At 65.8% G+C, this 24519-nt stretch carries 24 protein-coding genes and 2 tRNA genes; 9 read left to right on the top strand and 17 right to left on the bottom strand.

The annotated features are described in order from the left end of the window. Positions 1-13 precede the first annotated feature (13 nt). Positions 14-2203: a RecQ family ATP-dependent DNA helicase gene (locus tag AC5RWG_RS12795; RefSeq protein ID WP_494074216.1), complete on the bottom strand. Its 2190-nt coding sequence runs from the start codon at positions 2201-2203 to the stop codon at positions 14-16. Between the two features lie 70 nt (positions 2204-2273). Between AC5RWG_RS12795 and AC5RWG_RS12790 the strand changes: the two genes are divergently transcribed. From AC5RWG_RS12790 to AC5RWG_RS12780, 3 genes are all read left to right on the top strand, one after another. Next, positions 2274-3752 carry a phosphohexomutase domain-containing protein gene (locus AC5RWG_RS12790; RefSeq protein WP_494074217.1) on the top strand — a complete coding sequence of 493 codons (1479 nt, stop codon included), beginning with the start codon at positions 2274-2276 and terminating at the stop codon, positions 3750-3752. After that, a complete protein-coding gene (locus AC5RWG_RS12785; RefSeq protein ID WP_494002292.1) occupies positions 3749-4237 on the top strand; it encodes a hypothetical protein in 489 nt (162 codons plus the stop codon). Before AC5RWG_RS12790 ends, AC5RWG_RS12785 begins: the two co-directional genes overlap by 4 nt. 62 nt (positions 4238-4299) lie before the next feature. Then, entirely contained in the window at positions 4300-4749 is a 450-nt protein-coding gene (locus AC5RWG_RS12780; protein ID WP_494002291.1) for an RrF2 family transcriptional regulator, read from the top strand. 25 nt (positions 4750-4774) lie between these two features. On the opposite strand, the gene AC5RWG_RS12775 is transcribed toward AC5RWG_RS12780, so the two are convergent. Both AC5RWG_RS12775 and AC5RWG_RS12770 read right to left on the bottom strand, forming a co-directional pair. Next, complete coding sequence (locus AC5RWG_RS12775; protein ID WP_494002290.1) at positions 4775-5338, bottom strand: hemerythrin domain-containing protein; 564 nt, start codon at positions 5336-5338, stop codon at positions 4775-4777. A gap of 231 nt (positions 5339-5569) precedes the next feature. Further along, positions 5570-7408 carry a phosphoenolpyruvate carboxykinase (GTP) gene (locus AC5RWG_RS12770; RefSeq protein ID WP_494002289.1) on the bottom strand — a complete coding sequence of 613 codons (1839 nt, stop codon included), beginning with the start codon at positions 7406-7408 and terminating at the stop codon, positions 5570-5572. Between the two features lie 402 nt (positions 7409-7810). Here AC5RWG_RS12770 and AC5RWG_RS12765 point away from each other — a divergent pair. The 3 genes from AC5RWG_RS12765 (at position 7811) to AC5RWG_RS12755 (ending at position 10283) form a co-directional block, all read left to right on the top strand. Continuing rightward, a tRNA-Arg gene (locus AC5RWG_RS12765) sits at positions 7811-7887 on the top strand. 315 nt (positions 7888-8202) lie between these two features. Further along, the gene (sigJ, locus tag AC5RWG_RS12760; protein WP_494167077.1) at positions 8203-9093 is read left to right on the top strand and encodes an RNA polymerase sigma factor SigJ; all 891 of its coding nucleotides are present in this window, start codon (positions 8203-8205) and stop codon (positions 9091-9093) included. Between the two features lie 101 nt (positions 9094-9194). Next, positions 9195-10283, top strand: a complete 1089-nt coding sequence (locus tag AC5RWG_RS12755) for an NAD(P)-dependent alcohol dehydrogenase (protein ID WP_494074219.1) — start codon at positions 9195-9197, stop codon at positions 10281-10283. A 66-nt stretch (positions 10284-10349) separates the two neighbouring features. On the opposite strand, the gene AC5RWG_RS12750 is transcribed toward AC5RWG_RS12755, so the two are convergent. Further along, positions 10350-10871 carry a SixA phosphatase family protein gene (locus tag AC5RWG_RS12750; RefSeq protein ID WP_494013019.1) on the bottom strand — a complete coding sequence of 174 codons (522 nt, stop codon included), beginning with the start codon at positions 10869-10871 and terminating at the stop codon, positions 10350-10352. A gap of 55 nt (positions 10872-10926) precedes the next feature. On the opposite strand from AC5RWG_RS12750, the gene AC5RWG_RS12745 reads away from it, so the two are divergent. Further along, the gene (locus AC5RWG_RS12745; RefSeq protein ID WP_494074220.1) at positions 10927-12378 is read left to right on the top strand and encodes a dihydrolipoyl dehydrogenase family protein; all 1452 of its coding nucleotides are present in this window, start codon (positions 10927-10929) and stop codon (positions 12376-12378) included. Positions 12379-12404: 26 nt separating this feature from the next. Here the strand turns inward: AC5RWG_RS12745 and AC5RWG_RS12740 are convergent, their stop codons facing one another. Further along, complete coding sequence (locus tag AC5RWG_RS12740) at positions 12405-13268, bottom strand: winged helix-turn-helix domain-containing protein (protein WP_494074221.1); 864 nt, start codon at positions 13266-13268, stop codon at positions 12405-12407. A gap of 569 nt (positions 13269-13837) precedes the next feature. Next, a complete protein-coding gene (upp, locus tag AC5RWG_RS12735) occupies positions 13838-14473 on the bottom strand; it encodes a uracil phosphoribosyltransferase (RefSeq protein ID WP_494002283.1) in 636 nt (211 codons plus the stop codon). Between the two features lie 60 nt (positions 14474-14533). Between upp and tadA the strand changes: the two genes are divergently transcribed. After that, the gene (gene tadA, locus AC5RWG_RS12730; protein ID WP_494110395.1) at positions 14534-15013 is read left to right on the top strand and encodes a tRNA adenosine(34) deaminase TadA; all 480 of its coding nucleotides are present in this window, start codon (positions 14534-14536) and stop codon (positions 15011-15013) included. Positions 15014-15074: 61 nt separating this feature from the next. Further along, positions 15075-15162, top strand: a tRNA-Ser gene (locus AC5RWG_RS12725). Positions 15163-15298: 136 nt separating this feature from the next. On the opposite strand, the gene AC5RWG_RS12720 is transcribed toward AC5RWG_RS12725, so the two are convergent. The 11 genes from AC5RWG_RS12720 to AC5RWG_RS12670 all read right to left on the bottom strand — a co-directional run bounded on the left by AC5RWG_RS12720 (position 15299) and on the right by AC5RWG_RS12670 (position 24445). Next, complete coding sequence (locus AC5RWG_RS12720; protein WP_494002281.1) at positions 15299-15496, bottom strand: hypothetical protein; 198 nt, start codon at positions 15494-15496, stop codon at positions 15299-15301. A gap of 174 nt (positions 15497-15670) precedes the next feature. Continuing rightward, on the bottom strand, positions 15671-16978 hold the full coding sequence (locus tag AC5RWG_RS12715; RefSeq protein ID WP_494074223.1) for a Glu/Leu/Phe/Val family dehydrogenase: 1308 nt from the start codon (positions 16976-16978) through the stop codon (positions 15671-15673). Positions 16979-17247: 269 nt separating this feature from the next. Continuing rightward, positions 17248-17427 (bottom strand): zinc-ribbon domain-containing protein, encoded by a 180-nt coding sequence (locus AC5RWG_RS12710; RefSeq protein WP_494074324.1) that lies wholly within the window; start codon positions 17425-17427, stop codon positions 17248-17250. 328 nt (positions 17428-17755) lie between these two features. Further along, complete coding sequence (locus AC5RWG_RS12705) at positions 17756-17959, bottom strand: cold-shock protein (protein ID WP_494002279.1); 204 nt, start codon at positions 17957-17959, stop codon at positions 17756-17758. Positions 17960-18215: 256 nt separating this feature from the next. Next, entirely contained in the window at positions 18216-18971 is a 756-nt protein-coding gene (locus AC5RWG_RS12700; RefSeq protein ID WP_494074224.1) for an SDR family NAD(P)-dependent oxidoreductase, read from the bottom strand. Positions 18972-18980: 9 nt separating this feature from the next. Further along, entirely contained in the window at positions 18981-19379 is a 399-nt protein-coding gene (locus AC5RWG_RS12695; protein WP_494074225.1) for a GlcG/HbpS family heme-binding protein, read from the bottom strand. A gap of 74 nt (positions 19380-19453) precedes the next feature. Continuing rightward, entirely contained in the window at positions 19454-20863 is a 1410-nt protein-coding gene (locus tag AC5RWG_RS12690; RefSeq protein WP_494013060.1) for an MFS transporter, read from the bottom strand. 153 nt (positions 20864-21016) lie between these two features. After that, positions 21017-21829 (bottom strand): cyclase family protein, encoded by an 813-nt coding sequence (locus AC5RWG_RS12685; protein ID WP_494024350.1) that lies wholly within the window; start codon positions 21827-21829, stop codon positions 21017-21019. 83 nt (positions 21830-21912) lie between these two features. Beyond that, complete coding sequence (locus AC5RWG_RS12680) at positions 21913-22113, bottom strand: tautomerase family protein (RefSeq protein WP_494013062.1); 201 nt, start codon at positions 22111-22113, stop codon at positions 21913-21915. Positions 22114-22125: 12 nt separating this feature from the next. Continuing rightward, positions 22126-23844, bottom strand: a complete 1719-nt coding sequence (locus AC5RWG_RS12675) for a GMC family oxidoreductase (RefSeq protein WP_494048859.1) — start codon at positions 23842-23844, stop codon at positions 22126-22128. Further along, positions 23837-24445, bottom strand: coding sequence for a gluconate 2-dehydrogenase subunit 3 family protein (locus tag AC5RWG_RS12670; RefSeq protein ID WP_494013065.1), 609 nt, complete (start codon positions 24443-24445; stop codon positions 23837-23839). Before AC5RWG_RS12670 ends, AC5RWG_RS12675 begins: the two co-directional genes overlap by 8 nt. Between the last annotated feature and the right edge of the window lie 74 nt (positions 24446-24519).

Here is a 24519-nt window from a genome sequence, read left to right as displayed (position 1 = left end):
GGCCGTCTTGGGCTCAGGCCTTGAGGGCCAAAACGAAGGGCAGGACCGCTTCGGCCCCGGCGAGGCGCAGCGCGCGTCCGGCCACGGTCAGGGTCCAGCGGCTGTCGGCGACGTCGTCGACCAGAAGCACGGGGCCGCGGTTTTGCGCCAACCAGGCTTCACCGCCCTCGGGGACCTGGAACTGGTCCCACACATCGGCCAACCGGAAGGCGCTGTTGCCGCCGGGGCCGCTGCGGGGTCCGCCGTGCGGGACGGTGAGTTCGCCCAGGTAGGGCAGCCGGCCGATCTCGGACAGGCCGCGGGCCAGTGACTGCACCAGCAGCGGCCTGCTGCGGGAGGGGACGCTGACGATGCCGACCGGGCGTTGTGCCCAACCCCACTGCGCCAGGACCTGGACGCAGGCGTTCAGCATGGCCGGGTCCACTTCGCGGTCCGGCGCCCCGTCCGCGAAGACTTCGCGCAGCTTTCCGCCCCAGCCCAGGTCCGTCAGCCGGGCCAGGGCGCGGCCGCTGCCGTTGGCCTCCGCCGGCGGGATCTTGCCCTTGACCGGCACGCCCAGCTTGTTCATGCCGCTGGGCCACATGGCGCGCGGTTCCAGTTCGACGCCGGCACGTTGCAGGGCGGCGCCGGCGCTTTCGGTGGCCTCGGCCGCGATGGTGTCCGAGTACCAGGGTCCTGCGCAGTTGTCGCAGCGCCCGCAGGGCGCGGCGGCGGGATCGTCCAGGGCCCTGGCGAGGAATTCCATCCGGCAGCCGGAGGTGTTCTCGTAGTCCAGCATGGCGTTCTGTTCGGCCACCCGGGCCTGCGAAATGCGTCCGTAGCGCTCCGCGTCGTAGGTCCAGGGCTGGCCGGTTCCCTCCCAGCCGCCGCTGACCTTGCGCACCGCGCCGTCCACGGAGAGGACCTTCAGCAAGAGTTCCAGCGGGGACCGTTTCAGGTTCACCAGCGTCTCCAGTGCCGCGGTGGACAGCACGGTCCCCGGGACGGAGAGCTCGCGCAGCACGGCCGTTGCCGTGCCCTCGTTCGGCATCGACGCCGTGGCAAAGTACTCCCAGATGTCCCGGTCTTCGGTACCGGGCAGGAGCAGCACGTCGGCGTTCGGAGTTCCGCGTCCTGCGCGCCCCACCTGCTGGTAGTAGGCCACCGGGGAACTCGGCGCACCCAGGTGCACCACAAAGCCCAGGTCGGGTTTGTCGAAGCCCATGCCGAGGGCGCTGGTGGCCACCAGCGCCTTGACCCGGTTCTCCTTCAGCGCCGCCTCAGCCTGTTCCCGCTCGGCGGGATCGGTCCGGCCGGTGTAGGCGGCCACCTCGTGGCCGGCCTCGCGGAGGAGCCGAGCCGTGTCCTCGGCGGCGGAAACCGTGAGGGCGTAGATGATTCCGCTGCCGGGCAGGTCGTCCAGGTGCGTGAGCAGCCACCCGAGCCGGGCACGCGGGCTGGCCAGGCGGAGCACTCCCAGCCGCAGCGACGCGCGGGCGAGCGGGCCCCGGATGGTGAGCACTCCGCCGTCGTGCCCGGGGGCGGCATGCACGCCGAGTTGCTCCTCGATGTCGTGGACCACGCGGGAATTGGCGGTGGCCGTGGTGGCCAGTACCGGGACCCGCTCGGGCAGTCGGGCGATCAGGTCCCGGATCCGCCGGTAGTCCGGGCGGAAGTCGTGGCCCCAGTCGGAAATGCAGTGCGCCTCGTCGACCACGAGCAGGCCGGAGCTTTGCACCAGCTGCGGCAGCTGTTCGTCGCGGAACCGCGGATTGTTCAGCCGCTCGGGCGAGACCAGCAGCACGTCCACGGTATTGGCGGCCAACTGCTCCTGGACCTGGCCCCATTCCAGCTGGTTCGCCGAGTTGATCGCCGCGGCCCGCACCCCCGCGCGTTCGGCCGCCGCCACCTGGTCGCGCATGAGCGCGAGCAGGGGCGAGACGATCAGGGTGGGGCCGGCGCCACGGCGGCGCAGCAGGAGGCTCGCCACGAAGTAGACCGCCGATTTTCCCCAGCCGGTGCGCTGCACCACCAGCGCCCGGCGCCCGCCGGAAACCAACGCCTCGACAGCCTCGAACTGGCCCTCGTGGAACTGGGCCGTGTCATTGCCCACCAGGGCACGCAGCAGCGCGGTGGCCTCCCCGCGCAGCCCGCCGTCGTCCTGCCGGGGCCCCGCCGTTCCCGTCGTCACCGCGTCCGTTGTCCCGTCGATCAGCTCAGCCATGCTGCCCAGTATCGCAGCCGCCGAGGACAACCTGGCCCTTTTCCACAGCAGCCCCTTATAAGCTGGTGAAGTGAGCAGCATAGATCTTGGCCTGTCCTTCAAGGCGTACGACGTCCGCGGGATCGTGGGCGAAACCATTACGGCGGCGACCGTCGAGGCGACCGGCGCCGCGTTCGTGGACGTGTTGTCCCTGGCCGGGCAGACCGTGCTGGTGGGCGGCGACATGCGCCCGTCCTCGCCGGAATTCGCCGCCGCGTTCGCCCACGGCGCGGCCGGCCGCGGGGCCAACATCCAAATGCTGGGGCTGATCTCCACCGATGAGCTCTACTACGCCTGCGGGTCCCTGGACGCCGCCGGGGTGGTGTTCACCGCCAGCCACAACCCTGCGCAGTACAACGGCCTGAAGATGGCCAAGCCCGGGGCGGTGCCGGTCTCCTCCGACACCGGCATGTTCGACATCCGCGACCTGGCGCAGAAGTACCTCGAGACGGGGATCCCCGACGGCACCGAACCCGGGACCATCAGCGAAACCAACGTGCTGGCCGGTTACGCCTCCTACCTGCGCTCCCTGGTGGACCTGGCCGGCATCCGGCCGCTGAAGGTAGTCGTGGACGCCGGCAACGGCATGGCCGGGATGACCACCCCCGCCGTGCTCGGCGACACCCTGCTGCCGGCGCTGCCGCTTCAGGTCGTGCCGCTGTATTTCGAGCTGGACGGCACGTTCCCCAACCATCCGGCCAACCCCTTGGAACCGGAAAACCTGGTGGACCTGCAGGCCGCCGTCACCGAGCACGGGGCGGACCTCGGCCTAGCCTTCGACGGCGACGCCGACCGGTGCTTCGTGATCGATGAGACAGGGGCGGTGGTCTCCCCCTCGGCAATCACCGCGCTGGTCGCCCGGCGCGAAATCGCCCGCGCCCGCGCCGCCGGCGAAGAAAGCCCGGCGGTGATCCACAACCTGATCACCTCCCGCGCCGTGCCCGAAACCATCACCGCCGCCGGCGGACGCCCGGTCCGCACCCGGGTGGGACACTCGTTCATCAAGGCGCACATGGCCGAGGAGAAGGCCGTGTTCGGCGGCGAACACTCCGCGCACTATTACTTTCGCGACTTCTACAACGCCGACACCGGCATGCTCGCCGCCATGCACGTGCTCGCCGCCCTCGGCGAGCAGGACGCACCGCTGTCCAAGCTTGCCGCCGAATACGACCCCTACCACGCCACGGGCGAACTGAACTCCCAGGTCGAAGACAAGGACGCCGCGATCGCCCGCGTGCTGGCCGACTTCGCCCCCGCCCTCGCGTCCGACCCCGCCGCGGCCGGAACCGACACGACCGCCGCCAGCTGCCCGGCCCCCTACGCGGGCACCGGCGTGAGCGTGGACCGGCTCGACGGCACCACCGTGATCGCCGACGACGGAACCTGGTGGTTCAACCTGCGCCCCTCCAACACCGAACCCTTCCTGCGGCTGAACGCCGAGGCGACCAGCCCCGGCCTGCTCGACACCCTCCGCGGGCACGTCCTGGCCCGCGTCCGGGAAACAGCATGAGCGCCTCGTGGCGCGAGGGCATCCCCGCGGAGATCCTGGCCGATATCGACACGCTGTTCGGAACCGGGCTCGGGGTGGCGCAGGAACAGTTGACCGAGCACGGGGCGTTCCTGCCCGCGGCCCTGGTCACCACGCACGACGGCGGCCTGCGGCTCGTCGTGGTCTCCCCCGATGACCTGGACGCCGAGGCAGCCGAGGTCAACGTGGATGGCATGATCGAGGACCTGTACGCCACCCTGCGCCATGACCGCGCCGATTTCCGCGCCATCGCCGTGATCAGCGACATCTTCCTGCCCGAAGAGGACGCCGACGCGATCCAGATTGCCGTGGAGCACTCGGCCGGCATCGCGGTCTCGGCCATACAGCCCTACCATCACGACGACGACGGCGCCTGGAGCTACCCGGACCCGTTCGTGGACCCGCAGGAACGCCTGGTATGGCCCGACGAGGAACCCGACGCAGAAGCCGGGCCTCCCCGGGGCTGATCCGCCGGCGCCGCGCGGAACGGCGGCAATTCCGGCCGCGCCGGACGGCTAAAATTGGCGGCATGCGTATCAATGCCTTCTCCGACGTGTGCCTGCGTGCACTGATGCTGCTGTCCGCGGCGCCGGAGGGCGAATTGATGACCACGCAGGCGGTCGCCGACGGCGTCGGCACCCCGTACAACCACGTCAGCAAGGCGGTGCTGAAGCTGCGCTCGCTCGGACTGGTCGAGGCGGTGCGCGGCCGCTCCGGCGGCATCCGGATCAGCGCCGCCGGGCGGCTGGCGACGGTGGGCGGCCTGCTGCGGACTCTCGACGCGCGGGAGGACCTGGTGGATTGCGAGTCCGCCAGCGGCGACTGCCCGATGAACAACAACTGCGCGCTGCGTGGGGCGCTGCGCCGGGCCCGCGAGGCCTTTTACCGCGAACTGGATCCCCTCGTCGTGTCCTCGTTGCCGCACCCGTCGCAGATGGAACCCGTCTTTTTGGCATTGCTGAACCGCCGCCCCGCGTGATCCGCGGCGGGCCACCACCACGGACTCAACCGGTCTGGCGGCCCGAGAGCTTGTCGCGCAGCCGGTCCACCATGCCGACGCCGGGGCCCAGGGTCTTGTGGAACAGCTCGGAGTGCGGGGCGCTGGGATGGGGCCTGGTCGGCGCGACTTTCTTGGCGTTCTGGACCTTTTCACCCAGCTCAACGAGCCGCTCCGGGGGGATGTGGGCGCGCAGCTTCGGGAACTGATCCGTCTCCTCGTCGTTGGCGTGGTGGCGCAACTGCCCTTCGAGTTCCCTGACCAGCTCCATGAAGGTTGGGTCGGAGGAGTCAACGTCCTCCATCCGCTTCATCAGCTGGACGATCTCATCGTGCTCCTTCTTGTCATGCTCAACCTCTTCCTTGCCGTTCGGCACGTGCTCTTCGATCGCGGGATAGACGAGCATCTCTTCCGCGACGGCGTGGCGCATCACCTCCGCGATGACGGTATCGGCCAGGTCCCGGCGCTGGCCCGGGTCGGCGGTCTGCTCGATCTGGCTGAGCAGTTCAATCATTTCGCGGTGATCGGTCGTGAGGATATCGATGACATCCCCGCCCTGCGTATCGGCCATGACGCCCCTCCTTGGGTCGTTGCTCGTGAGCGTGCGTAGGAGGGCTCAACATACCAACGAGCGGCATTCGATTCCACGGTCCGAAGCGCTTTCGGGGTTGGGAGCGCGAAATCGGGGCAGCCGGTCTAGACCGGACGCGCGGTGTGTCCGCAGTTAAGCGGATGAGGCCCCCGCGCAGGTGCGCGGGGGCCTCATGTCGGGAACCTGTCATGGCGTCCCGCGTTCAGTCACTCAGGCGAAGCGGGCCTGGAGCTGCTTGAGTTCGGCGTCCAGCTCATCGGGCAGGGAATCGCCGAACTGCGCGTACCATTCCTCAATGCCCTTAAGCTCTTCCTTCCACTCCGCCGGATCCACCTTGACGGCTTCTTCCACCTGAGCCTGGGTCATGTCCAGCCCGGTCAGGTCGATGGAGTCGCCGGTCGGGATGTAGCCGATCGGGGTTTCCGCGGCGTCCGCGGTGCCCTCGATGCGTTCGATGGCCCACTTGAGCACGCGGGAGTTCTCCCCGAAGCCCGGCCACGCGAAGCCGCCGTCGGCATTGCGGCGGAACCAGTTGACCAGGAATACCTTGGGCAGGCGGTCCGGGTTGGCCTTGCCCTCGATGGTGCCCCAGTGCTTGAGGTAGTCGCCGGCGTTGTAGCCGATGAACGGAAGCATGGCCATCGGGTCGCGGCGGACCACACCTACTTCGCCGGCGGCGGCGGCGGTGGTCTCCGACGACAGGGTGGAGCCCATGAAGATGCCGTTGGTCCACGAGCGGGCCTGGGTAACCAGCGGGATGGTGGTCTTGCGGCGCCCGCCGAAGAGGATCGCATGGATCTCCACACCGTCGGGGCTGTAGTACTCCTGGGCCAGCATGTCGATCTGTGAGATCGGCGTGCAGAAGCGCGAGTTCGGGTGCGCCGCCGGCCGGCCGGAGTCAGGCGTCCAGTCGTTGCCCTGCCAGTCGATGAGGTGATCGGGCACTTCGTCGGTCATGCCCTCCCACCAGACGCCGCCGTCGTCGGTAAGCGCCACATTGGTGAAGATGGAGTTGCCCTTGGCGATGGCGCGCATGGCGTTGGGGTTGGTGCTCCAGCCTGTGCCCGGTGCGACGCCGAACAGGCCGTACTCGGGGTTCACACCGCGCAGTTCGCCCTCCTTGCCGATGCGCATCCAGTTGATGTCGTCGCCGAGGGTCTCGGCCTTCCAGCCCTCAATGGTCGGATCCAGCAGCGCGAGGTTGGTCTTGCCGCAGGCCGAGGGGAAGGCGGCCGCAATGTTGTACGCCTTGCCCTGCGGGCTGGTGAGCTTGAGGATCAGCATGTGCTCGGCCAGCCAGCCTTCGTCGCGGGCAATGACCGAGGCGATGCGCAGGGCGTAGCACTTCTTGCCGAGCAGCGCGTTGCCGCCGTAGCCGGAGCCGTAGGACCAGATGGACCGTTCCTCGGGGAAGTGCACGATCCACTTCTCCTCATTGCACGGCCAGACGACGTCGGCTTCCCCTGGTTCCAGCGGGGCGCCGACGGAATGCAGCGCGGGGACGAAGAAGGCGTCCTCTTGCTCCATCTTGCGCAGCACGTCGGTGCCGATGCGCGCCATGATGCGCATGGAGGCGACCACATAGGCCGAGTCGGTGATTTCAACGCCGTACTGCGGCTGTTCCGCGTCCAGAGGCCCCATGACAAAGGGGATCACGTACATCGTGCGTCCGCGCATGCTGCCGGCGAAGCGCTCCGTGAGGATCGACTTCATCTTCGCGGGGTCCATCCAGTTGTTGGTGAACCCTGCGTCTGCCTCCTTCTCGGAGCAGATGAAGGTCCGCTCTTCGACCCGGGCGACGTCCTTCGGGTCGGAGAAGCCGACGAAAGAGTTCGGGAACAGCTCCGGGTTCAGCCGCTTCAGCGTCCCGGCCTCGACCAGCTGATCGGTCAGGAGGGCGTACTCCTCTTCGGAGCCGTCCACCCAATAGACAGAGTCGGGCTGCGTCAGCTCTGAAACTTCGGCAACCCAGGCCAGAAGCTTTGCGTGTGTAGTTGGGGCATCCATAAGTGTTTCCTCAAGAACCGGCTGACGCGTGATATCGCCCATGACTCATCCCTTTCCTGGGCCAGTGGTGTTTCTAGATGCTATGGGTCGATGGCTAGACCAGCGGGCTGCAGAAAAAGGAAAATAGGTCTGGCTAGATGGGTAGAGCCCGGAAATCCGGGGATTTTCTACGTGTCAAGGCCCACAGGTGTGATTAAGGTCATATAGACCGGTCTAGTTAATGTGTCCCTTCAGGGGCTGCCCGACGCGGCTTCCCGCGATCAGCGGCCGCCCGGCGGGCCGGCGATGGAGACTCCTCTGGGTCAGGCAGACGGGCCTCGAGGGGTGAGGTGGCGCTCCCACAAGCAGCGATGCGCGGAATTCCGGGGCGGAGGCGGGCGGGGCTCCCTCGATTTGGCGACTGTCCGGCAAACACGCTACAGTTGTATCCGGCCGCGAGGCCAAGCGCCCATAGCTCAGCTGGATAGAGCGTCTGTCTACGGAACAGAAGGCCGGGGGTTCGAATCCCTCTGGGCGCACCAACGAAATGCAGTCCGGTCATCGACCGGGCTGCATTTTTCTTTGCCGGCAACGTGCCGCGGCTCCAGCGGTTTTACCGGCCACTCCCCTCTCCGGGCTCCAGTGTCTCAACTTCGGATACTGGGAATTTCATCACCAGGGCGTGGACCCGGAGAAACTGCGGGAGGTTCCGCGCTGGCACACCGGCTACCGTCTACACTCAGCTGGAGCGCGATGTGCTCGGTGTGTGGAGCACCAGCGGTCGAGGGTCAACGCCGCGTTAGGCCTAGGCCTGGCCAGCCAGGGCTTCACGGAAACCTGCAGCGTAGGAGGTTGAGATGACGGCGACCCAGGCAAACCTGGCCGTGTTCCAGCAGCACCGCGGGCTGCTCTTTGGGGCGGCGTACCGCCTCTTGGGCAGCGCCGCCGACGCGGAGGACGTCCTGCAGGAGGCATGGCTGCGGTTCTCCGACGTGCCGCAGGACCATGTCCGGGAACCGCGTGCCTTCCTGCTGCGAACGGTAACCAATCTGGCGCTGAACCAGATCCGCGCCCAGCAGCGCCGTCGCGAAAATTACGTCGGGCCCTGGCTGCCCGAGCCGGTCAGTTCCCTGCCGGATGCGCCGAGCCCTCCCGCACCGGACGAAGCCGCCGTGCTGGCCGACGATGTTTCGCTGGCCATGCTGGTGGTCCTGGAACAGCTCTCCCCCTTGGAACGTGCGGCCTACATCCTGGGCGAGGTCTTCGGCTACCCGGCACCGGAGATTGCCCGGACGCTGGGCCACTCGCCCGCGGCGGTGCGGCAACTCATCTCGCGTGCCCGCGGCCACGTTGCCAGCCGGCAAGCCAGGAACCAGGTGGATCCTGCCCTGCACCGGAGGATCACCGAGCAGTTCCTGCAGGCGGCCAACACCGGGGCCATCGAGCCGCTGCTGGGCCTGCTGGCCCCGGACGTTGTGCTGACCAGCGACGGCGGCGGACAGAAGACCTCGGCGCTGCGGCCCATCTTCGGGGTGGAGAAGGTGCTGCGCTTCCTGCTCGGCGTCACCGGCAAGCCGGACGCCCCCTTCCACCTGCACGTCGCCGACGTCAACGGGCTGCCCGGGTTGGTGGCCGTTGACGCGGACGGTGCAGTGGACACGGTCGCCGGCTTCCGGATCGATGAGGGCTTGGTCCGCGAAATTTTCCTCATCCGCAACCCGGACAAGCTTGGCCGCATCCGCATCTAGCAGGTGCACTGACCCGGCCGTCATGAGACGGTTGAAACAGGAGTCCGCGCCATCGTGTGCGCTCCTGTTATGTGTTGGTCCCGTATTGAGGAGGAATACCCATGAAGGTCACCGCCGCCGTCGTACGCGAGACGGGCGCACCGCTTTCAGTCGAAGAACTGGAGCTCGCCGATCTCCGGCCCGACGAGGTGAGGGTCCGCATGGTCGCCACCGGCATCTGTCACACGGATTCGACCGCACGCGACGGGGCGTATCCCCTCCAATGGCCGGCGGTGCTCGGACACGAGGGCGCCGGCGTTGTGGAGGATGTGGGCATAGCGGTGACGAGCGTCAAGGCCGGTGACCACGTGGTGCTGGCGCCGGCATCGTGTGGTACGTGCAAGCAGTGCCGCCGCGGGGAGATGGCCTACTGCGAGCACTACATCGGCATTAATCTCAGTGGTCGCCGTACCGCGCTCTCGGCCGACGGTGAATCCGTGGCCTCCCACTTCTTCGGCCAGTCGTCCTTCTCGTCGTACGCGAACGTGCTGGAGCGCTGCGTGGTCAAGGTGGACCCCGACGTTCCGCTGGAGATGCTCGCCCCGCTGGGGTGCGGGCTGCAGACCGGTGCTGGGGCGGTGCTCAACGAGCTGCGGCCGGAGGCGGCATCATCGCTGGCGGTGATCGGCGCCGGGGCGGTCGGCTCGGCGGCGATCATGGCGGCCAAGATCGCCGGCTGCACGACGGTGATCGCGGTGGATCTGCACGACAACCGCCTGGAGACGGCCCTCGAACTCGGCGCCACCCACACCATTAACTCCGCCAAGACGGACATGGGCGAGGAACTGAACCGCATCACCGGCGGGGAGGGTGTGGACTACATCGTCGATACCACCTCGGTGCCCGCTGTGCTCAACCAGGCTGCGCGCGCGCTGGCCTTCCGCGGCACGCTCGTGGCCGTGGGCAACACGACCTTCGGCACCGAGGCACCGTTCGAGATCGGCGAGTCCCAGGTGAAGGGATGGACATTTAAAATGAACGTCCAGGGCAGCTCGGTGTACCAGGTCTTCATCCCGCGCCTGATCGAGCTGTGGAAGCAAGGACGGTTTCCGTACGACAAGCTGGTCAAGACCTACCCCTTTGCCGACATCAACCAGGGGTTCGAGGATTCGGCCGGCGGTTCCACGATCAAGCCGATCCTCCTCTTCTGACCGGCTGACCGGCGGGATCCGCGCCCGGCTGAAACGCGTCCGCACCAGGCGCCGGCCGGCCACGCGTCAGCGCAGCACCACGAAGTCCGTCACCGCGGCGTCGCGGCCGTCCAGCTCCGCCCAGCTCTTGCCGTGCTGCAGTACGGTCAGGCCCGAGGTCGGATAGTGGGTGGCCATGTCCACCACGGCCTCCTCGTCCGAATCCACCGATGCGAGCCGCATCGCCAGGTCCTGCACCGCCGGCATGTGGGCCACCACCAGCAGGGACGTGATGGTGTCGGGCAGCCGGTTGATCTCGGACAGCACGCGCACGGCCGGCGCATCGTAGAGTTCGTCGGACAGCATGGGAGTCGGCGCCTTCTCCCCCAGCTCGCTGCACACCCAGGTGCAGGTCTGGCGGGTCCGCAGTGCCGACGAGCACAGGATGAAGTCCGGGATGCAGTCGTGCTCCACCATCCACCGTCCGATCTGCGGCGCCTCGTCGTGGCCGCGCTGGGCCAGCGGCCGCTCGTGGTCCTCGACGCCCAGCGGCCACGCGGCCTTGGCGTGGCGCATGATCATCAGCTTCTTCAGGTGGTGGTCGTTCACACCACGAGTGTATGCGGCCCTTGTCAGCGCCTCCGCGCGATGCGAGGCTCGGGACATGGCAGAGCGGACCCTGGAAGCGGATGTCGTGGTACTCGGGGCCGGGGCGGTCGGCGAGAATGTGGCGGACCGGACCACCCGCGGCGGACTTAAGACCATCCTGGTGGAATCGGCGCTGGTCGGCGGCGAGTGTTCCTATTGGGCCTGCATGCCCTCCAAGGCCCTGCTGCGCCCGGGCACGGCCCTGCAGGCCGCGCGAAGCGTCAAGGGCGCGGCCGAAGCCGTGACCGGCGGCCTGGCGGCGGAGGCCGTGCTGGCCCGCCGCGATTCCTTCACCTCCGGCTGGGACGACGCCTCGCAGGTGGAGTGGGTGAAGGGCGCCGGCATCGAACTGGTCCGGGGCACCGCCCGGCTTAGCGGTCCGCGCGAAGTGACGGCAACGGACGACGACGGGACGCTGACCCGCATCACCGCACGGCACGCCGTCGTGCTGGCCACCGGTTCCTCCCCGAACGTGCCGCCGCTGCCCGGGCTGGACGGCGTCGATTTCTGGGGAACCCGCGAAGCCACCGCCGCGCAGGAGGTTCCGGAGAGCCTGCTGGTGCTGGGCGGCGGCGTCTCCGGCTGCGAGCTCGCGCAGGCGTATGCCCGGTTGGGCACCGACGTCACCTTGGTGGCACGCGGAGACCTGCTGGCGAGCGTCCCCGAACCCGCGCGGCGGCTGGTGGAAGCCGGGCTGCGCCGCGACGGGGTGCGGCTCCGGCTCCACACGGCGGCGTCACGGGTGGCTGCGCACGACGGCGGCGTCAGCCTCGCCCTGACGGCTGCGGGTGCGGACGGGGAGACCGGTGCGGCGGGCACCTTCACAGCCGACAAGCTCCTGGTGTCCACCGGACGACGGCCTGCCCTCTCCGGCCTTGGCCTGGAGGAGCTGGGACAGGATCCGAAGCGGCTGCAGGTCGACGCCAGCGGACGCGTGGTCGGCGTCGACGGGGGCTGGCTGTATGCGGTCGGAGACGCCGCCGGCAAAGCCCAACTGACACACCAGGGCAAGTACCAGGCGCGGGCCACGGGGGACGCGATCGCCGCCCGGGCGGCCGGCGAGCTGGACGGCGACCCGGAAGCGTGGAGCCGCTTCGCCAGCACCGCCGACGACGCGGCGGTTCCCTCGGTGATCTTTACCGATCCGGAGGTCGCCGTCGTCGGTCTCACCGAAGAGCAGGCCCGGGAGCGCGGGCTGGCCGTGTCCGCGACCCAACTGCCGATCGCCGTCGCCGGCTCCTCGCTGTATGCCGACGGCTACCAGGGCTGGGCCCAGATGGTGGTGGACGAGGACCGCCAGGTCATCGTGGGCATGACGTTCGCCGGCCCCGGTGTCAGCGAGTTGCTGCACTCGGCGACCATCGCCGTCGTCGGCCAGGTCCCGCTGGACCGGCTCTGGCACGCGGTGCCCTCCTACCCCACCATCAGCGAAGTCTGGCTCCGCCTGCTCGAGGCTTACGGGCTGTAGCGCGGCGGGGCGAAGTCAGGCAGGACCTAGATCGAGTACTCCGGGGCAGCCCAAACGACTACTTCCGGGTGCTCGTAGAACCGGTAGCCCTGGCCGCGGACGGTGCGCACGGTGTTGGCCAGGCGGCCCAGCTTGGACCGGAGCCGGCGGATGTGCACGTCGATGGTGCGTTCGTTCGGGACTTCCTCGGCGTTCTTCCACAGGCCGGAGAGCAGCTCTTCGCGGCCGACGGTGCGGGTGGCGTTCTCCACGAGGTAGTTGAGCAGCTCGAATTCCTTGAACGTCAGGTTCAGGGTCTCGCCGTCCAGGTGCACCTCGCGGCGGGACAGATCGATCAGGACGCCGCTGGGACGGCTGGCATGCGAGGCCGGCTGCGGCTGGCGTTGGATTTCCACGGCCGCGGTCCGCGGGCGGCGGCTGACGGTCGGATCGCCCAGGGCTTGGCGCACTACGTCAATGTTCTCGCCCGGGGCATCGGCCGGCGCCAGTGCCACGGCCCCGTGGCTCTGTGCGTCGGGAGCGAGCGACTGCACGTAGGCGCGCACCTGGGAAGCCAGCTTGCTCAGCGTGGTCCCCTGGGCGGCGGCAGCCTCCTCGTCCAGGCCGACATAAAGAACGAACCCGCGGGCAACAGTGTCATTCGACACCGCCTGCGGGCCGGGAATTCCATTGGGGGTGACCACGGGGGTGGGGGCAGTGGTCGGATGGGGGGCAGCGGCGTCGAACTGGCCGGGAACAGCACGCAGCACGCGGTAGGCCTGCTGCTCCCCCGGGTAAGACGGCTGTCCGGCGAACTGCGGGTTCTGCCCGGCTGCCTGTCGCTGCGCGGCTGCCGCACGGTTCTGGGCGTTGCGGACGGAGATGTGGACGTATCCGGATGAAACTGACATTAGAACCTCATGTGTGAAAATGGCCGTCATCACGGCGCGAATGCATGGGTATGCCCGCACGGGATGTGTTTCTGGCGCCCGCCATTGGACAGATGAATTGCCTGGAATAACTCGAGGGGTGGTGAGTTAGGCCTGCATTCGGCAACAGTCCGCCAGTGCGCCGGGATACGTCCCGTAACTGAAGGCTGCGGCTGCAGATGCTGTTGCGTTGTTGTTCACAACCATGAGTTTGGCGCGTAACAATGCCTACGTGCAAGTAATATAAGCCTGCTTGTCTCACATAGTGAGAAGAAACAGTGCTTTTGTGCCACACATCACACCACGCCCGTGCATAAATATCAGCCGAACACCGCTCATGCGGGGCGCCAATGAATAAATATGCATTGTTGGTTTTGCCTCGTGGTGAGGCGCACTAGATGCAAAGCGCCGGCGTTTGCAAACCGTCCAAAATGTGGACACGCACTGGAACGTGCGGGCCCCCGATCTTCGGTCCAGCAGTTCCTGCGTGGTGCCCCTCGCCGGCTGGTTCAGCCGGCAGTTCCGTGAGTGGTGCCACCTCGCCGGCTGGTTCAGCCGGCAACGCCGTACAGCCGGTCCCCTGCGTCACCCAGGCCGGGCACGATGTAGGCCTTCTCATCCAGCCGCTCGTCGATGGACGCCACCACAATCGACACGTTCTTGTCTTCGAGCTCATCGCGCAGGGCCTGCAGACCCTCCGGTGCCGCCAGCAGGCAGATGCAGGTGACGTCGGCGGCGCCTCGGGCGAAGAGAAACTTGATGGATTCGCGCAGCGTGCCGCCAGTGGCCAGCATGGGGTCGAGCACGAATACCTGACGGCCGGTGAGATCGGCCGGCAACCGCTCGGCATAAGTAATGATGTCCAGCGTTTCCTCGTTGCGCGCCATGCCCAGGAAACCGACCTCGGCGGTTGGCACCAGCTTGGTCATGCCCTCGAGCATGCCGAGGCCCGCGCGCAGAATGGGCACCACCAGCGGGGTTGGTTTGGTGAAGGCGGTCCCGATGGTCCGGGTGACCGGGGTCTCGATTTCCACCGGCTCGGTGTGGACGTCGCGGGTGGCCTCGTAGGCCAGCAGGGTCACCAGTTCTTCGGTGAGTTGGCGGAATACGGGCGACGGAGTGGTCTTGTCGCGGAGAACGGTGAGTTTGTGGGCAACAAGGGGATGATCCACTTCGAGTACGCGCATTCCACAAAACTACCGGCAGCCGGATAGCAGGGACAAACATCGGCCTGCCAGAATGGTGGCATGGGCCCAATTGATCCGCAGCACCACCAGTGGATGGGTCTTGCCCTGGACCAGGCCCGGTTGGCCCTGGAGACCTCCGACGTGCCGATCGGCGCCGTGGTGATGGGTCCCGACGGCGCGGTGCTGGGTTCCGGACGCAACGAACGGGAGGCGCTGCACGACCCGACCGGCCATGCCGAAATGGTGGCCATCCGGGAGGCGGCCAGAAAGCTTGGCTCCTGGCGCCTGGACGGCTGCACGCTGGTGGTCACGCTGGAGCCCTGCGCCATGTGCGCCGGCGCCATCGTGCTCGCCCGCATCCCGAAAGTTGTCTTCGGGGCGTGGGATGAGAAGGCCGGCGCGGCCGGCAGTGTTTTCGACATCCTGCGCGAACGTCGGCTGAACCACTGGGTGGAGGTCTACCCTGAGGTCCGCACGGAGGAATCAGCCGCCATGCTGCGCGCGTTCTTCGCGCAGCACCGCGGCGATCTCCCCCTCTGACTCAGGTGCCGGCCGCGCCGTTTTGGGGCTCAGGGCCAACAGCGGGTAAAGTTGACGCGTTGGTGACGTGTCCGAGCGGCCGAAGGTGCAACACTCGAAATGTTGTTTGGTGAAAGCCAACGTGGGTTCAAATCCCACCGTCACCGCCACTAGCAAGGCCCCGCTCCCCTCCTAAAGAAGGGAAGTGGGGCCTTTTGCTTTCGCCGCAGATCGGGACAGTTTGCCAACCTTGAGTCGCCGTTCGACGACCACCCGTAACGGCCAGAGCTTCTTCTGTTCCGCGCCTTACGGGCTTGGAACGAGCTCTACCGAATAACCTTCAGCTTTTTCATACAGCTGCCTCAGGTGTCCGCCATGCCATTCCAGCCACAACGCGTCCGCTGCCCGCGTCACCTCTTCGACCCGGCCCTTCCGGACGGCCTTCCCATCCTTGCGGATCTGAACGTGCTGGCCTGTTAGGTCTTTCCAATTGTCTACCGTCATGGGAGACCTTTCCTCAATCTTGTGCAGTATTTTGACCGCTGCGTGGTGGTAAGAGAGGCAAAACGAGGGTGCAGCCACCGGTTGGGGGATGTCGCCATCGTTCCGCAACATCCCCCAACCGGCCCGGTCCCTGATGCGGGGCATGCGAAACCCCGCCGACGCGCGCAGTCAGGATCAGGGGTAGAGCCCGCGGGTCAGGTGCGCCTGTGCCACACGGTCGACCGCCGTCACCGTAGCGGCTTCGCGCAGGTTCAGGCCGCGCTTGGACGCAATGGACAGGACGTTCTCCCACGCCGCCAACATCCGGTGTTCCAGTTTTTCTTCAACTTCGGCAGCAGTCCACCAGTAGGCCTGATTGCCCTGCACCCACTCGAAGTAGGAGACGATGACGCCGCCCGCATTGGCGAGAATGTCCGGAACAACGAGCACGCCCTTGTCCTGCAGAATGACGTCCGCCGCCGCCGTGGTGGGGCCGTTGGCGCCTTCCACGATGACCTTGGCGCGCACCTTGTTGGCGTTGCCGCCGTGCAGCACGCCTTCTACTGCTGCGGGGACCAGCAGGTCCACCTCAAGCTCCAACAGCTCATCCGAAGGCATGGCACCTGCGCCGGCAAAGCCGACGACGCTGCCAGTCTCCTTGACATGGTCTTGCAGGGCACGGATGTTCAAGCCGTCAGCATTATGGATGGCCCCATACTGGTCGCCCACAGCCACAACGCTGACTCCGGCGTCGGCAAGGAACTCTGCGGCTCCGGCTCCCACCTTGCCGAAGCCTTGAACAGCCGCGGTGCTATGCCGTGGATCAAGCCCGGCGTGGGCAAGCGCTGCCAGCGCAACGTGCACGACGCCCCTGGATGTGGCGCTCGAACGGCCGAGGGAACCGCCAACGCTGACAGGCTTGCCCGTCACCACGCCTGGAACCGTGTATCCGACGTTGACCGAATAGGTGTCCATCATCCATGCCATGGTCTGTTCGTCAGTGCCGATGTCGGGCGCCGGCACGTCCTTCTCAGGGCCGATGATCGGCAGGATTTCGCTGGTGTAGCGGCGCGTAACGCGCTCCAATTCCTGCTGCGAGTAATTCCGCGGATCAATAGTGATCCCGCCCTTGGCGCCGCCGTAAGGGACGTCCAGCAGAGCGCACTTCCACGTCATCCACATTGCCAGTGCACGCACTTCGTCCAAGGAGACGTGCGGGCTGTAACGCAGTCCGCCCTTGGCGGGTCCGCGGGAAAAATTATGTTGCACGCGGTAACCGGTGAGAACCTCAACGCTGCCGTTGTCCCGGCGCAAGGGGATGCTCACGGAAAGCTCCCGGCGCGGCTGGGCCAGCAACTGGTGCAGCCCTTCGCTGTATCCCAGCGTACGGATTGCTGAAGCAAGCTGCCTGTGGGCGTTCTCCAGCGGTCCCGCGTCCTGGGTGGGAGCCGACGTGCCGTGCTCGGATGGTGCGGTTGACAGAGATAAGACAGGTGTCGTCATCGACAGAGGTTCCTTCTTGGCTTAGGTCTTTCGGAGGGTGTGCATGTGACGCTACAAGGGCGCGAAAGGGACGTCAGTGTGCGAGTGCACAAAACGGCGTGACGCAACTAGCAGCTTCAACAGCGGCCGCGGCCTGAGACCCGGCCAGCGGCGACGAGACGCCCGCTCCGCTTCGCCGCGCGCCTGCCGGTATGAACGGCGCGGCCAAGACAACGAGGCCCTATGCCGCCTCGGAAAAATGTCCTTCCAGGTGAAACGCAGTCTCTCAGCTAGCTAAAGAGTGCGTTCTTCTGTCGGGATTTCGTTGTGGAGCTCCGCCCGCAGTTCGTGCAGGTGATGACTAAGCCCCTGGATGTTGTGAAGACCGGAATAAAGAAGACTGTGAGTTTGGTGGCGCGTTCCCGCAGGCGATGGTGCACGAACCGGCCGCAATACTGGCACGTAGCCATCCGTCCGGGCAGATCGCGAAGGGCGGTCTTGAGACCGAAGAGAAGAAACACTGTGCGTGCCTTTCAGAGGTTGTTTCCAGTCAGTCCCGGATGGGATGCGGGCATCGCAGACATGGATCTCCGTTCTCTTGGCAGAGGACGCCCTTGTCAAGATAGTAAGCATACTTGGCGATTACCTACCAGCGCGGAGCGAAAGGAATTCGAGGGCTCTCACGTCTGCCAAGATGACGCAGCGTAAGTAATGAGTCCCCTAGCCTGTGCGGTTCACGGCGGCTACAACACAAACGCCCCGCACTTTCGGAGAGCGGGGCGTTGGTTTGAGCGTGTGTTAAAGCGGGCGAATGTTCTCGGCCTGCAGTCCCTTTTGTCCCTGAACGACGTCGAACTCAACTTTCTGGTTTTCCTCCAGCGAGCGGTAGCCGCTGGCGGCGATGGCCGAGAAGTGTGCGAACACGTCCGGCCCGCCGTCGTCCTGGCTGATGAAGCCGAACCCCTTTTCGGCATTGAACCATTTGACGGTGCCTGTTGCCATGCTGATCTTCCTTCTGGAACGGCAGCGCCGACTCCCCCAACGGGAACCTGCCCGCGACCGTCCACCTTCAACCTAGGTGAGCACCGGCCGTGCAGCAAGAGCCGGCGCCCGGACCGCAAAAGAAGCAGTGGGAGATTCCCCTACTTTGAGGTGAGCTCCTGCCCCGGCCACACCGCTACCGCCTTGCACACTCCGCTGGCAGGGCGAGCGACGAGGTCACCGACCCGCTCCATGCGCGAACCCGTAAAGCGCCCCGTCAGTACACGCCTCCGTCCACTACCAGTGCTTGTCCGGTCATATAGGTGGAGCCGTCCGAGGCGAGGTACACCACGATGGGCGCGATTTCCTCCGGCGTTCCCTGACGGCCCATGGGTACGATCTGTTTGACGACGCGTTCCTGCTCCTCCGCACCGCCCATGAACTCGATTGCCGGCCGGTTGAACGGAGTGTCGATCCATCCGGGGCAAACGCTGTTAACTCTGATGCGGTAAGGCGCGAGCTCGGGGGCCAGTGCCTTGGTGAAAGCCACTATGGCGCCTTTGGACGCGGAGTAGGCAGTCAAGCCGGCACCTCCCTTTACTGCAGCCAGCGATGCCATGTTGATGATCGACCCGCCTCCCTGTTCGCGAAGGACAGGTACGGCATGCTTGACACCGAAGAAGCAGGAGCGGGGGTTGACCGCCATGAGCAGGTCCCACTGATCCTGCTCGAAACCGGTGATGGCCCCCGAGCGCTGGGCCCCTGCGTTGTTGAACAAGACGTCGAGACCACCCAGCGTCTCTGCGCCTTGCTTCACGAGCGCCTCTACGTCGCTTTCCTTGGTTACGTCGGTGCGGACGAACTCTGCTGCGCCGCCCTGACTGCGGATTTCCTCGACCACACGCCAGCCGTTGTCCTCGTTGATGTCGGCCACAACGACGGCCGCACCTTCTTGAGCAAACGCCCTGGCGGTGACCGCCCCGATACCCGTTGCCGCCCCCGTGATGATCGCCTTTTTCCCCTGGAGCTGCATGCATTCCTCCTACGAGGTGAGAGCCGCGAACGCGGCGGCCGCAATCTCGTCATCCTGGTCGACGGTTCCCCCGGCTACTCCGACGCCACCGACGATCTCCCCCGCGATCTCCAAGGGCCGTCCTCCGGCGAAGGTAACGAGGGGGCGATGGTGCGTGTACTCGAGCCCATAGAGGGGTTGACCTGGCTGGGTCAAGGGTCCGATGTCCTTCGTTGCCATCTTCATCGAACACGCTGTGTAGGCCTTGCCCACCGAAATCTCGGTGCTAGCCAGAAGCGCCCCGTCCTGCCGCGCGAACGCAACCAATTCACGCCCGGAGTCGACGATGGCCACACTGGAGGGGGACCCGATCTCCGTGGCCTTGTCGAGCGCCGCTTCCAGCGCCTGCCGTGCTTGTTGGTAACTCATTCCCATCGGTTTCTCCTTATCATCGATTGAGATCACTGCCATGGGCCGCGGCCCGGGGACGCAAGGGTGACGACTTACTCCTGGGGCAGCCCCGGACGCACGTGGGTGCGCTCGCGGGAGACCAGAGCCCTATCGCGGTCCTTAAACCGCCCCACCGTCTCGCGTGTGAACAGCGCAATGATGATTGCCGAGATGACCGCCACGGCCACCAAGAAGTAGAGGCCGTAGAAGTATCCGGTTTCACTTTCGAACCCGCCTCCGAGTCCAATCAGCCATCCAAGGACGAGGGGGGAAACGCCTCCAATGTAAAGGAAGAACAGGAGAATCGAGTTCGCCGTCCCCATGGCACCAGGCTCTGCCGAGTCAGAGCCGAACGCGTAAAGGACAGGGAAGATGGCGTTCGTCGCAAGACCTGCGATGAGCTGCACCACGATCAGAACGGTCAAGCTCACCGCCGAAAACCGCAGGAGATAGAGGCCGATCGCCAGCCACACAAAGGCGATGATCAGGCTCAGCTTTCGCCCGATGTAATCGGAAACGACACCCCAGAAGATCTGCCCGATACCGCCGGTGATCGTGAACACGGCGCTGTAGGCGGCGGCTTCCGCGAAACTGAAACCGCCCACGAAGGCGATGTACTGTGGCAGCCAGAAGCTGATCCCCGTGTAGATCATGATCCCGAACATTGATGCCAGCGCGGGAACCAAGATGTTCGGATTCGCAAGGCTGCGGCGCAGCGCACCGGGTTCGGCGTGCCGCTGCTCGGCGCCGGCCCCACCGGCGAGAGGCTTGGTTAGCCCCGCGGCCTGGGTGTCGTCTTCGAACTTTTCGTAGCGCTTCGGAGAGCTATACCACCACCAGCCGATCCAGATAGGAATCATCGCCAGCGGAATGATCAGGAATACATACCGCCAGTTCTCCGGCCCGAAGGTGGCCAGAATCGCCCCGGTGGCGATGGCGCCCAAGCCTGTGCCCCAAGGGTATGCCGCGTGCTGTATCCCGAGCGCCAGACCCCGTTTTTCCACGGGATACCACTCGACCATCGACGTGACCTCGACCGCTTCGCCTGCGCCGCCGAAGGCGTTCTTGATGGACTGGATGACGACGACGTTCCAGATCGTCTTCGTGAGTGCGACTATGCCCGTGAGAATGGAGAACAGGAAGTATCCGGCCGCGACGATCGCGTTGCGGTATTTGCGGGCCCAGCCATGTCCGCCCCGATCGAACCAGGCGCCGGCGGGAATTGCCACCAATGCCACAGCTACCGTCACGATCGTACTGACGACACCGGCTTCCTCCGGCGTCAGATCGAACTCTTCAACCATCGGGGGCAGGACGTAGTAGAAGATTTGGCGCGTATTTGCGTTCATCGCATAGACGAGCCACAGGAAAATGAGCGCTCCAACGGCGGTTGCCGGAACGCGGCCCCGATTCTTGGGACCTTCCTGTGCCGGCCCGGTAGCCGGCACGTCCTTGTGTGCCATTTCGCCTTCTCCTTTCCTCAGGCGGTCACCGTAGTGGTCTTGACGCGTCTGCAATAGCCTGGCCCTGGGTCCCGGGGAGCCGCCGAAGGCACCGGCCGCGCAGGCAAGGGTCGGCTCGGCAGATAGCCCGCAAGGCGGCATCCAGCCGGCTGTTCATGCCGGCACCACAGCCAACGGGCGAACAGGTGATCCTGTCACGCCGACCATCTTGAGCGGCAGGCATATGAACATGAATTCTTGACTGCCGGAGGCAGCGAGCTCCTCGAGCTGCAGATTCTCGATGATGTAAATCCCGTTGCGGACGATGAGCACCACGTGCCCCGGCAGGCTCCCGCGCCGGGGGTCCGGTTGCACGGCGTCCCATGCAACGTTGTCAGCTCCTACAGCCTGCACCCGACGATCCGCAAGCCATTCCGAGGCTTCGGCGGAAAGGCCGGCGCCTTGAAGATATTCATCCGGTTCGTTCCAAAGAGACCCGCTGCCTGTGCGGACGAGGACGACGTCGCCCGCGGTCACCCGAACACGCTGCTCTGAGGCGGCAGCCTCCAGCTCATCCGCTCCAACGACCGTGCCTGCTGGAAGCCGCTCCACGTCGCGATGCCGCGGGATGTCGACCAGCACGCCGCGGGCGATGATGGGAGCTATTGTCTCCACGCCAAGTTCCGTGAAACCGGAAGAAGTCTGCGTCCTGGCGTCGGCCGGCAGGCCTCCGAACATCCGCAGGTCCACCGCCTGGTGGCAGAGCGCATCAATGTGCGTGCCGGCGTGCTCTGCGGTGACGATCAATCCGGAGGCACTGGTCCTGGCTTCACCTAGCCCGGATTCATGCCGCCGGTGGAGTGTGTAAATGAACCCGGGACGGTGCGCCGCAAAGATCGGTGCACCGGCGTACCGGGGCTGTTCAAGGTCGTAGACAGTGGCCTGGTTGAGCGTCGCCAGCAGCGAGGCCACCGAGGAAACAGTCATCTCATCGCCCGCCCTGTGCCAGGTTTCGAGCTACGGAACCGCGTCGAAAGATCGTTCACCGGACAGGACATGGGAACCACCCATCACGTCTTCTCCGATAACTCGTCAGCAAGAAGCCGGCCGCCCTGACCCCAGCTCCCCGGATCGATCTCATCCAAGAGGACCACTACTCTTTCCCTCTTTGAGCCCAGGACATCTACCACGACGTCGGTAATGGACTCGATGAGCCTGCGCTTGTCCTCTGCGGACCGGCCCGCCCGCATGTGGACCTGTACGACCGGCATCTTTCCAACCTTTCAGCGATGAGGAACCTCGGCGCGCGCTTTCGCCCCGGTCTCCGCCCGAAGATGATCGGCCGCCATGTAAGCCAGCGCATAGATCGTCAACGTGGGGTTATAGGCGCCGTAGGTGGGAAACTGTCCTCCGCCGAGAACTAAGAGGTTGGGCACGGAGTGGCATTGGCCGTAGCGATCCACGACCGAGGTGCCCGGATCGTCGCCCATTCGGTGGGTACCTACCTCGTGGGTGGACACGTGGTAAGGCGGCGCGGTCGGCGCCTCCCACCACTCAAGCATTCCCATCTCACGTGCGATTTCACGCTTCTTGCCTTGCATAAACTGCACGTCCTGTTCGTCGCGCGACGTCCAGTCATGGGTGATCCGCAGCGCCGGCTGACCGAACGCGTCCTTAACCTTCGGATCCAGATCGCAAAAGAAGTCTTCACGTGGGAAGGTCGCGGTCTGGTGGTACATGCTGAAAGTACGCCGGTAGTTGTCCCGCATCCAGTCCTTGAACCCCTGCCCGAATTTCGGTGCCGAATCCGGCATATTCCGGGTGGCTTCCACCGGCTGAACATCCCCGCCAAAGCCAATAATCGGGCTGCCCCAGACCGCGCCGTCACCGGATACGAGCTCCGAGGTGTAGTCATCGATCACGCTGGTCGCAACCGCGGGACCGGCAAACGGGTTAGTCCAGTCCGGAAGAGTGCCGGTGAACCAGCCGTAGTTATGTGTCATGAAGTACTTGCCGACGACGCCGTTCCCGTCGATGCCCGAAGCCAACAGCAGCCGGGTGTTCTCCAAGGCGTATGCCGAGAGCACTACGTAGTCGGCGTCGAGTTCTCGTTCCTGTTCCCGCACGAGATCGATGTATCGCACACCGGAGGCCCTCCCGGTCGCATCCCGCTTCACCTCGAAAACACGCGAGTACGGGCGGATCTCGAGGTTGCCCGTTTCGAGAGCCTGCGGAAGGAGGGCGACCGCACTGCTCGACTTGGCGCCAACGTGGCAGGGGTAGTCCCGACAGAATCCGCAGTACACGCAAGCGCTTCTTCCCTGGTACTCCACGGAGTTCACCGCTGCCGGAGCAGGGAAGGGGTGCAGGCCAAGCCGCTTCGCTGCCTCCGAGAATGGTTTGTCACCCGCCGTCATCCGCAGCGGCGGCATGGGATAGTCACGCTTCCGCGGCGGTTCAAACGGGTTCCCACCCTCCTGAATCTCCCCGTCGAGGTTACCTGCCTTACCCGCGACTCCGATCTCGTACTCGGCCCGCTCGTAATACGGTTCGAGTTCGTCGTACCCCATCGGCCAGTCAACAATGGCGGTGTCCGCCACTGCTTCCGCGCCTAAACGCTCGCTCAGCGTAGTCCGCAGGCGCAGCTCCGCATCGCGGAACCGCCAAGCCCACGCGGCCCAGTGGATCGTTCCCCCGCCCACCCCGATGGAGGGAGGCACAAACAAAGGACCGAGAGCGAGTGGTCCGACCGACCACGGCAAAACGCTTGCGGTTCCCTCCCTGTTGGGCCGCCACGTCACGGGGTCGCTGCCCATGTTGGGGGAAATTTCCTGCCGGACGAAGTACCGCAACTCGTCGTGCTTGACCTCGACATCTTCATCCACATAGCGCGGACCCTTGTCGAGGGCAACAACCCTCATGCCGGCCTGAGCCATCTCTTTCGCCATTACCCCGCCGGCTGCACCAAGGCCGACAATCACGATGTCCACATGCTCAGCCATGGTCCGGCTCTCCTTTACGCTGCTCTCGCTCATGCCGCAGGTCCTGAAGGGTTACGACGGGCAGGGCCGCGGCGTCGAATCCGTAGTCCATCTCGTCTTCGCCGTATCCCCAATGGGCGCCCGGAAATCCAACTAATCGCCAACCGACGGCGTTCCTGTTGCCCCCGTAGACGGGGTCTCCAAATGTCCCCTCGACCACGTGCTGCCTCACTACGGCGAAAAAATACGGCAGCAATCCGAGGTCGGGCCTCTCCGCCCCGTCGGATTCCGCACGTTCGGCGCCCACCGCACTGTCCAGCCCACTTCCTGCAAGCTGTTCCAGGACGGAGTTCTGCTCTCCCTCGTCAAGCTCGACGAACGTACGCCCCTGTCGCTGGACGCAACTCTCGTCAAGGGCTGCGAGGCCGGCACGGTACAACCGCTGCAGTTTCCCGTAAGGCCCCGCAAGAGCGCGGTCGATATAGATAACCGCTCCCGCTTCCTGGGCCCCTGGATCTTCCTCTGATCCCGGTATTATCAGTCCTGCCAGCGCATCGAGGGTCTCCGCCTCATGCCTGTTGAGGAAGGTAACCGCGCCCCGAGATCCATCCTTCGCGTCCATAGAACGCCTCCTTCGGCGTCGCCCGCGTCAAATCGCGAGATGCGCCGACGCTCCGGTTGCCTCAGCGCCACCAG

The sequence above is a fragment of the Arthrobacter sp. Y3221160 genome (assembly GCF_059092585.1).
The sequence above is the reverse complement of the archived record's forward strand: the minus strand, read 5'-3'. Positions and strand labels throughout refer to the sequence as shown.

What these genes read in the sequence shown, in the direction of transcription:
- AC5RWG_RS12795 (WP_494074216.1), bottom strand. Translation starts at nt 2,203, where the DNA reads ATGGCTGAGCTGATCGACGGGACAACGGACGCGGTGACGACGGGAACG.
- AC5RWG_RS12785 (WP_494002292.1), top strand. Translation starts at nt 3,749, where the DNA reads ATGAGCGCCTCGTGGCGCGAGGGCATCCCCGCGGAGATCCTGGCCGAT.
- AC5RWG_RS12780 (WP_494002291.1), top strand. Translation starts at nt 4,300, where the DNA reads ATGCGTATCAATGCCTTCTCCGACGTGTGCCTGCGTGCACTGATGCTG.
- AC5RWG_RS12775 (WP_494002290.1), bottom strand. Translation starts at nt 5,338, where the DNA reads ATGGCCGATACGCAGGGCGGGGATGTCATCGATATCCTCACGACCGAT.
- AC5RWG_RS12770 (WP_494002289.1), bottom strand. Translation starts at nt 7,408, where the DNA reads ATGGGCGATATCACGCGTCAGCCGGTTCTTGAGGAAACACTTATGGAT.
- sigJ (WP_494167077.1), top strand. Translation starts at nt 8,203, where the DNA reads ATGACGGCGACCCAGGCAAACCTGGCCGTGTTCCAGCAGCACCGCGGG.
- AC5RWG_RS12755 (WP_494074219.1), top strand. Translation starts at nt 9,195, where the DNA reads ATGAAGGTCACCGCCGCCGTCGTACGCGAGACGGGCGCACCGCTTTCA.
- AC5RWG_RS12745 (WP_494074220.1), top strand. Translation starts at nt 10,927, where the DNA reads ATGGCAGAGCGGACCCTGGAAGCGGATGTCGTGGTACTCGGGGCCGGG.
- AC5RWG_RS12740 (WP_494074221.1), bottom strand. Translation starts at nt 13,268, where the DNA reads ATGTCAGTTTCATCCGGATACGTCCACATCTCCGTCCGCAACGCCCAG.
- upp (WP_494002283.1), bottom strand. Translation starts at nt 14,473, where the DNA reads ATGCGCGTACTCGAAGTGGATCATCCCCTTGTTGCCCACAAACTCACC.
- tadA (WP_494110395.1), top strand. Translation starts at nt 14,534, where the DNA reads ATGGGCCCAATTGATCCGCAGCACCACCAGTGGATGGGTCTTGCCCTG.
- AC5RWG_RS12720 (WP_494002281.1), bottom strand. Translation starts at nt 15,496, where the DNA reads ATGACGGTAGACAATTGGAAAGACCTAACAGGCCAGCACGTTCAGATC.
- AC5RWG_RS12715 (WP_494074223.1), bottom strand. Translation starts at nt 16,978, where the DNA reads ATGACGACACCTGTCTTATCTCTGTCAACCGCACCATCCGAGCACGGC.
- AC5RWG_RS12710 (WP_494074324.1), bottom strand. Translation starts at nt 17,427, where the DNA reads ATGGCTACGTGCCAGTATTGCGGCCGGTTCGTGCACCATCGCCTGCGG.
- AC5RWG_RS12705 (WP_494002279.1), bottom strand. Translation starts at nt 17,959, where the DNA reads ATGGCAACAGGCACCGTCAAATGGTTCAATGCCGAAAAGGGGTTCGGC.
- AC5RWG_RS12700 (WP_494074224.1), bottom strand. Translation starts at nt 18,971, where the DNA reads ATGCAGCTCCAGGGGAAAAAGGCGATCATCACGGGGGCGGCAACGGGT.
- AC5RWG_RS12695 (WP_494074225.1), bottom strand. Translation starts at nt 19,379, where the DNA reads ATGAGTTACCAACAAGCACGGCAGGCGCTGGAAGCGGCGCTCGACAAG.
- AC5RWG_RS12690 (WP_494013060.1), bottom strand. Translation starts at nt 20,863, where the DNA reads ATGGCACACAAGGACGTGCCGGCTACCGGGCCGGCACAGGAAGGTCCC.
- AC5RWG_RS12685 (WP_494024350.1), bottom strand. Translation starts at nt 21,829, where the DNA reads ATGACTGTTTCCTCGGTGGCCTCGCTGCTGGCGACGCTCAACCAGGCC.
- AC5RWG_RS12680 (WP_494013062.1), bottom strand. Translation starts at nt 22,113, where the DNA reads ATGCCGGTCGTACAGGTCCACATGCGGGCGGGCCGGTCCGCAGAGGAC.
- AC5RWG_RS12675 (WP_494048859.1), bottom strand. Translation starts at nt 23,844, where the DNA reads ATGGCTGAGCATGTGGACATCGTGATTGTCGGCCTTGGTGCAGCCGGC.
- AC5RWG_RS12670 (WP_494013065.1), bottom strand. Translation starts at nt 24,445, where the DNA reads ATGGACGCGAAGGATGGATCTCGGGGCGCGGTTACCTTCCTCAACAGG.